Genomic DNA, 7,483 nt, shown 5'->3' with positions numbered 1-7,483 from the left:
GTGGCTGGAGCGCTCCGCGTTCCAATGAGCTGACCGGGTTGCCTCCCATGCAGTTGTATCACCTGGGTGAGGATCCCGGCGAGCAGGAGAATCTAATAGCGAGTGAGCCCAATCGGGCAAACGAATTAAAGCGAGAGTTGACCGAACTCATCAAAAAGGGCAGAAGTACGCCAGGACCTGAAGTTACCAACGACGGTCTGCCGGTCTGGCAGCAGTTGGAATGGATAGAGGATTGACACTATCCGTTACGAGCGGTTGCCAGCGGATATCTTTGGTGTACATGCCGCCGTTTTTTTTCGTAGATTTAACCCAACGTATAGCTAGCATCTGTAAGAATTTATGATCACTAGAAGAAATCTCTTAAAACGGCTTTCTGCCCTGCCATTGATGGGCGGATTGTTTGGTACCCATTGGGCGTTCGGTAAATCTGCCATGTCAGCAGAGGCCCTGCCGGCCAGGAATGTCATACAAGAAATGGGACTCCGCACCTTTATCAACGCCGCGGGAAATTACACCTCCATGACGGCCTCGCTGATGCCTCCGGAAGTGATGGGAGCCATCCAAGAAGCTTCAAGACATTATGTTATGTTGGACGACCTACAGGATGCAGTTGGTGCCAGAATTGCCGAACTTTGCCACGCCGAAGCAGCGATGGTCACTGCGGGCTGTTGGTCGGCATTGGTATTGGGAACCGCCGGTGTGCTTACGGGTACAGATACCAAAAAGATAGCACAATTGCCGTTTTTAGCGGGCACTGGGATGAAGTCTGAAATTATTCTTCAAAAATCCCACGCCAACGGATACCACCATGCCCTGACGAATACCGGCGCCAAACTCATCCTGATTGAAACCCGAGAGGAGTTGGATGCGGCGATCAACGAAAACACCGCCATGATGTGGTACCTCAACCGGGAAACCCCGGTAGGGCAAATCAAGCACGAGGAGTGGATAGCCATTGCCCGGAAGCATGGAATCCCCACCATGAATGACATTGCCGCGGATGTGCCGCCCGTGGAGAACCTATGGAAATACAATGATATGGGCTTTGATCTCGTAGCCATTTCGGGTGGAAAGGCCCTATGCGGCCCCCAAAGTGCCGGGATCTTGATGGGAAAAAAGGACCTGATAGCCGCAGCAAGACTCAATGCGCCACCGAGGGGCGGAAACATCGGTCGGGGCAACAAGGTAAACAAGGAAGAAATCATCGGCATGTTGGTGGCTTTGGAGACGTTTATCAACCGGGACCATGAGGCGTATTGGAAGGAATGGGAGCGAAAAGTGGCTTTTATAGCAGGTGAGATCTCGGGGGTACCAGGTTTCAGGTCTGAAACTTTTGTTCCTGAAATTGCCAATGAAAACCCAACGTTAAAGGTCTCGTGGGATAAGAGCAAGGTCGCACTGACCGGTGCCCAATTGGGTGAAAAATTGCGAAAAGGATCACCTTCCATCGAAACAATATCCTGGGAAGGGGAAGATTATATACGGGTAGCGGTTTTTACCCTCAATCAGGGTGAAGAAAAGGTAGTGGCCAAGCGACTAGGAGAAGAACTGCTTGCTGCCGTATCCTAACCTTTTAGGAGGGAGAAGGTAGAGGCGGAGGTTACATTTCCTGCTATGGGCTGCCATGCTATGGGCATTTCTGCTTGTTGATGGATTACTTTTTTTGGAAAACCTCGGTAATTCCTTACCTAGGGGTCTGTCTATTGAAGCCAAAACTAAACCAATGAATCGAAGAGCGTTTTTGATAAATAACACCAAGGTGGCTGTAATGGCCCCTTTTATGCCTGCATGGTTCGGCAATGGATCGCCCGAGGGGCAGCTAGATTATCCCAATATGCCCGAATGGATAGTGCAACTGGTCAGGCAAAACGATCAAAGCCTGAAATCCATTTTGGAGCGAACGGAGTCCGATCCAACATCACCCAAGTTTGGCTCGGTGGTGGACGGAGTGGGCATGGTGAATGCCCACTCGGTTACTTCGCTTATAAAGACCGCGCTAAACGCATTAATAAGCGAGCCGTCGGCCTATTTTGGGGACCAACACCTGATTGAAGTTGTCGGTGCGGCCGTAGGGGTGCTGCTGGAGTTGCAGCATGCGGATGGTACCATCGATTTGGTGACCACAAACTTTCACTCTACGCCCGATACCGGATTTATCGTCAAGTGGATGGCACCTGGTTATCGTTTGTTGAAAGAAAGCCAAATCCCGAACAAGGAACAGATTACCAAGCCACTTTGGACGTTTTTGGAGCGTGCCGGTGAGGCACTAAAGGTTGGGGGTATACACACACCAAACCACCGCTGGGTGGTATGCTCGGCTTTGGCAGAGCTGTATATGATATCCCCCGACCAAGGGTACCGCACCCGCGCGGAAGAGTGGCTGGCCGAGCGCATCGATCTGGACTCGGATGGTCAATACAACGAGCGGAGCAGCTATATCTATTCATCGCTCAGCAACCGAGTGCTGATCAGTACAGCGAGGGGATTCGATAGGCCCGAATTGTTGGAGTATGTTAGGAAAAACCTGGAAATGACCTTCTACTATATCCACCCAAATGGGGAGATCGTTACCGAGGCATCCGGAAGACAGGACAATTCCATCATCGGGTTTTTGGAAAACTACTACTATCCGTACCGATACCTGGCGATCAAAGATCAGAACCCACAATTTGCCGCGGCCTGTAGGTTGATCGAGCAAACGGCGTTTTCAAAGGTAACCGGGTTTCTCCATTATTTTCTGGAAGATCCTTCCCTTTGGCAGGAACTTCCCGGGCCAGCACCCTTGCCGGTGTCTTATTCAAAACTGTTTCCCCATTCCCGACTGGGGCGTGTGCGGAGGGGGAATTACGATGCTTCTATATTGGGGGGATCTGCTTCCTTTTTCAATTTTCACAAGAAAGAGGCGGTCCTTCAAGGCATTCGATTTGCCAGCGCGTTTTTTGGCAAAGGCCAATTTATAAGTGAATCGATTGATTACATAGACGGGAAATTCATTCTGTCGAGCAAATTGAAGGGGCCTTATTATCAGCCGCTTCCCGTGGAGCATTTACCTGACGACGGAGACTGGGAAAAGATGCCCCGGGCACTGCGCCCCCAATCGGAGGTTCAGCAATACGAAGCCGAAGTGGTAGTCAGTGAGGTAGAAGGAGGATTTGCACTGGACGTAAGTATCGGAGGGACAGACCATGTACCTTTTGCGCTGGAATTTATTTTCCGCCCGGGCGGTACGTTCAGCGGCGTGGAGGCGCACGATTCACTGCCGGATGTTTATTTCCTGAAAAGCGGAATGGGTGAGTACAAGGCCGGTGCCGATACCATCGTCTTCGGCCCCGGACACCATACCCATCAGTGGGTGGACATTCGCGGCGGACTGCCCCGTACGGGTTCGCCCACGGTCTACCTGACCGGTACGACACCCTTTCGGGAAAGGCTTCTGATTAGGTAGTTAGTCCCTTAAGAAAATGGTTTCACTGAAATTTTTTTTCAGTGAAACCATCGATATTTGGAGTTAAAACTGGAGGGGAAGAATTTGTTCAGTGGTTTCCTTCCTTGATTTTGGGTGTAATTTTCGGAGTAATTTACGTTAAGTAATGGCTTTTTCCGTTTACGTTGGTATTATGGCTGTGGTGGGGTTGATATCCCTGATCCTGTTTTTTCTAAGTGGTTATTACGCTTACCTTGTTTCTGCGGCCACTTTTTGGTTCTGTGCTTGGATGGTGGGAAGAGGTCGCATATAAGCGAAGTTTTTGGAATATTTTTTGCCTTCTTTGAGACAGGAAGTAACGCTGTTGCGTCCTGACTAAAAAGCCAACTGTACTAACTGCCTTTTTTCATGTTGAGTATTATTATTTGTTCGGCAAAGCCGGACTTGCTGTGCCAGGTAAGCGAGAATATCGCTAAGACCGTCGGAATCCCCTATGAGATTGTGGCCGTGGATAACCGCTTTGAGCCCAAAGGGATATGTGAAGTCTATAACCGGGCGGCGGCCAAATCCAAGTATGACTACCTTTGCTTTGTGCACGAGGACGTGAAGTTTGCCACCCCAAACTGGGGGGGCAAGCTGATGGAGGCATTGCGCAGGCCGGAAATTGGCCTGGTGGGAATTGCCGGAGCAGCGCACAAGCCAAAAATCATGTCTGGATGGGGTGCCGAGGGCTTGCGGGAGCGGTTTGTAAAAATCAATTTGGTGCAGCATTTCAAACGGGATCAGCGCGATCCCATCCATCAATACTTCAATTCAGAAGGGGAATCACTGGCACAGGTAGTGGTTGTGGATGGGGTGTTTTTGGCCGCCCGCAAATCCGTAATCCTTGAGATACCCTTTGACGAACAGGTGCTGCGGGGGTTCCACGGGTACGACATCGATATTTCGCTGGCAATTGGGGAGAAATACCAGGTTGCGGTGATATTGGATATCCGTTTGGAGCATTTTTCGGAGGGCAGTCTGGATGCTGACTGGGTAGCCAATTCCTGGAAGGTTCACAAAAAGTGGGCCCATAAGCTGCCGAAAAGCGTAATGCCCATTACCAAGCGAGAGCGCATCAATTGCGAAAAACGAACCTACCGCCACATCATTCGGATTCTGAAGGAAAACGGTGCCTATGGTCTTGCCTGGAAGGTATTGCACAGGGGGGAGCTCATGCAATTGAATAAGCTGACCTACCTGAAGATGTATTATAGCTATGCAAAGGGCTACTTGGGTTTGTTCAGGAGAACTTAAAGAGGGACTTGGCTTTCAATCCCCAAATTTGCCGAAATACGAACCCAAATCCGTGGTAGGATTTCTTTTTGGGTATCTGCACCAGCCGGTGCTGATGCTTCCATACCAAGTATCCAAACGCAGGGTTTACCAGGTTGTGTGTGCGGTTTTTCGCTGCTTTCCAAAGTTGGGTGGCCAGCTGCGAGGCTTCGTGGGTGGATATCTGGGCACAAAGGCGTAGCCACTCGTTTTCCCGCATCATCCGGGTTTGCGTTATTTTGTACCGGCTTGCTGGTTTTCGGGATCCCAAGACGTCCGTGGCATTCGCTGAGTGGCGTCGGTGCTTGACCAAAGTTTCCGGAAGATAGGCAATATGCCCTTGTGTGCTGGCCATAAAGGCTAGGTAGTGGTCATACATTCCGAGCGAGGGAAATGGGGAAACCGTTTCCAGCAGTGATTTCCGCACCATCAGGGCATGTCCCGACACGCAGTTGAAAAACAAAAAGGCATACGGATTGGAACCTGCGATCATGGTAAACTCGTCCGACATGTACCTTCCCAGGCTTTGTCCGTCCGCATCGACAAACTCGGAGTCGTGATAGATCAGCAGGTTGTCCCCTATGTTGGAGACCAGCTTTTCCACCTTGGTGGGAGCCCAGATATCGTCTTGGTCGGAAGCGCAAACGTAGGTGCCTCGGCAAAGGGCCAATGCCTTCTCAAAGTTTTTTTGATACCCTAGGTTTTCTGTGTTTTGAAGCACCCGAAGCTGTGGGAATCGAGCCGCATAGTGTTTGGCCAACGCCCAGGTGCCATCGGTGGATCGGTCATCAACTAGCACAATTTCCAACGGCGAATACGTTTGTCGAAGCAGGGAATCCAACTGTTCTGCGAGGTACTTTTCCCCGTTGTAGGTGCAGATCGCTATGGAAACCAGCGGGGCTTGCTCGCTCATGACTGGGCAAATTGCTGCATATCGATCAACCGGGCGTAGAGGCCCTCTTTGAACAACAGCTCTGCATGAGTGCCTTCCTCAACGATCTTTCCCTCATCCAAAACCACGATCCAGTCAGCATTTTGGATGGTAGAAAGCCGGTGCGCAATCACCAGCGAGGTTCGGTTTTGCATGAGGTTGTTCAGGGCTTCCTGCACTAGCTTTTCGGAGGCAGTATCCAGTGCGGAGGTGGCTTCGTCCAGCAGGAGAATGGAGGGATTCTGAAGTACTGCCCTCGCAATACAAATCCGTTGTTTCTGTCCTCCCGATAATTTGACACCCCGATCGCCCATGTTGGTGTCGTATCCGTTGGGTGTTTTGGTCACAAACTCGTGTGCATTGGCGATTTTGGCTGCGTGGATGATATCCTCTATACTCGCATCCGGTTTACCAAAGGCGATGTTATTGCGGATGCTGTCGTTGAACAGGATGGATTCCTGGTTGACGATGCCAATGTGGGAGCGGAGGGAGTGGGTATTTATTTTCCTGATGGGTATGTCATCAATCGTGATGACGCCTTCTGTGACTTCCAAGAAACGGGGAATCAGGTCCATAAGGGTGGATTTTCCCCCTCCAGATGGCCCCACCAAGGCCACGGTTTTCCCTTTGGGTACCGTCAGGTTGATGTCCTTTAAGATAGCTTTGTCGCCATAATGAAACCCAACGCCCTGTAATTGGATGTTTTTGGTAAACCTTTCCAGGATAACCGCCTCGGTATCGTCGTTGATGGTCGGTTTTTCGTCGATCAGTTGCAGTACGCGCTCCCCGGCGGCAATACCCGAGTGGATGGTGCTGAAGGATTCGGTGATGGCTTTCGCCGGCCGCATGATCTGGGAAAAAATAGCGATATAGGTGATAAATTCCGCTGCGGAAAGCTCAGATTGATTGGTCATTACCAGGGAACCACCGTAGAGCACGATGATGGCCACCATGGTCACACCCAGTGTTTCGGAAACAGGCGAGGCCAGTTGCTGTCGGTAGGCCATTTTTCGTCCCAAGTTGGAATAGGCTACGTTTTCGCTGTGAAATTTCTCCTTGATCCGACTGGTAGCATTGAACGCTTTGATGATCTTGATGCCGGAAAGAGCTTCGTCCAGCAGGCTGATCATCATGCCGTAACGCTGCTGTGCATCTGTCGCTTGTTCCTTCAGCCGTTTGACGATCCGGGAGATGATAAATCCCGACACCGGTATCACCAGCATGGCGAAGAGGGTCAGCTTCATAGAGATGGCAAAAAGGATAAAGAGGTAGGCAAGCAGCTGAAGAGGTTCCTTGAACAGTACCTGCAAGGTGCTGGTCACGCTGAACTGTACCACCTGCACATCGGAGGAAATCTTGGAGATGATATTTCCCTTTCGCTGATTGTTGAAGTACTCCACCTGTAGGTCCATGACATTGTCAAACACCCGTTTTCGGAGGTTGAGCAGGGTGTGTATACGGAGATTTTCCATCACCCGCTGTGAAAAGTACCGGAAGAAATTACTCAGGAATACCGAAAGCACGATCACCAGGCAGACCACCTGAAGGGCTCGAAAGGATCCGAACTCGTGGTGGATAGAATAGGTGTAATAGTCGAACTGACCCATGATATCCGTCAGGGACGTCGGTTTTTCGACCGCTACATTCCCCCCCTCTTTGAATAGGGTATTGAGCAGCGGTGCCAGCAGGGCAAGGTTTAGCGTATTGAACACCACCGCCAAGAGGGTCATGATCAAATAGGGGATGGCGTATTTCTCAATCGGTTTGGCGAAGGAAAGTAGCCTAAAATAGGTGTGCATGATAAAAGCCTGCGG

The 7,483-nt window shown here is 50.6% G+C and carries 5 protein-coding genes and 1 pseudogene; 4 read left to right on the top strand and 2 right to left on the bottom strand.

The features are described 5' to 3' along the window. From ADIS_RS23100 to ADIS_RS01430, 4 genes and pseudogenes are all read left to right on the top strand, one after another. Nucleotides 1–236 (top strand): annotated as a pseudogene (locus ADIS_RS23100) (arylsulfatase); the annotation flags it as partial. Nucleotides 237–339: 103 nt separating this feature from the next. Next, complete coding sequence (locus ADIS_RS01440; RefSeq protein WP_010852480.1) at nucleotides 340–1,569, top strand: aminotransferase class V-fold PLP-dependent enzyme; 1,230 nt, start codon at nucleotides 340–342, stop codon at nucleotides 1,567–1,569. A gap of 154 nt (nucleotides 1,570–1,723) precedes the next feature. Continuing rightward, nucleotides 1,724–3,445 (top strand): hypothetical protein, encoded by a 1,722-nt coding sequence (locus tag ADIS_RS01435; protein WP_035804253.1) that lies wholly within the window; start codon nucleotides 1,724–1,726, stop codon nucleotides 3,443–3,445. Between the two features lie 387 nt (nucleotides 3,446–3,832). Further along, nucleotides 3,833–4,720 (top strand): glycosyltransferase, encoded by an 888-nt coding sequence (locus tag ADIS_RS01430; protein WP_010852477.1) that lies wholly within the window; start codon nucleotides 3,833–3,835, stop codon nucleotides 4,718–4,720. Here ADIS_RS01430 and ADIS_RS01425 read toward each other — a convergent pair. Further along, the gene (locus ADIS_RS01425) at nucleotides 4,707–5,651 is read right to left on the bottom strand and encodes a glycosyltransferase family 2 protein (RefSeq protein ID WP_010852476.1); all 945 of its coding nucleotides are present in this window, start codon (nucleotides 5,649–5,651) and stop codon (nucleotides 4,707–4,709) included. The genes ADIS_RS01430 and ADIS_RS01425 overlap by 14 nt on opposite strands. Beyond that, entirely contained in the window at nucleotides 5,648–7,468 is a 1,821-nt protein-coding gene (locus ADIS_RS01420; protein WP_010852475.1) for an ABC transporter ATP-binding protein, read from the bottom strand. The genes ADIS_RS01425 and ADIS_RS01420 overlap by 4 nt, the downstream gene beginning before the upstream one ends. Nucleotides 7,469–7,483: the final 15 nt, after the last annotated feature.

This window comes from Lunatimonas lonarensis (assembly GCF_000390185.1).
Classification (GTDB): domain Bacteria; phylum Bacteroidota; class Bacteroidia; order Cytophagales; family Cyclobacteriaceae; genus Lunatimonas; species Lunatimonas lonarensis.
This window is presented reverse-complemented; position numbering and strand designations above follow the sequence as displayed.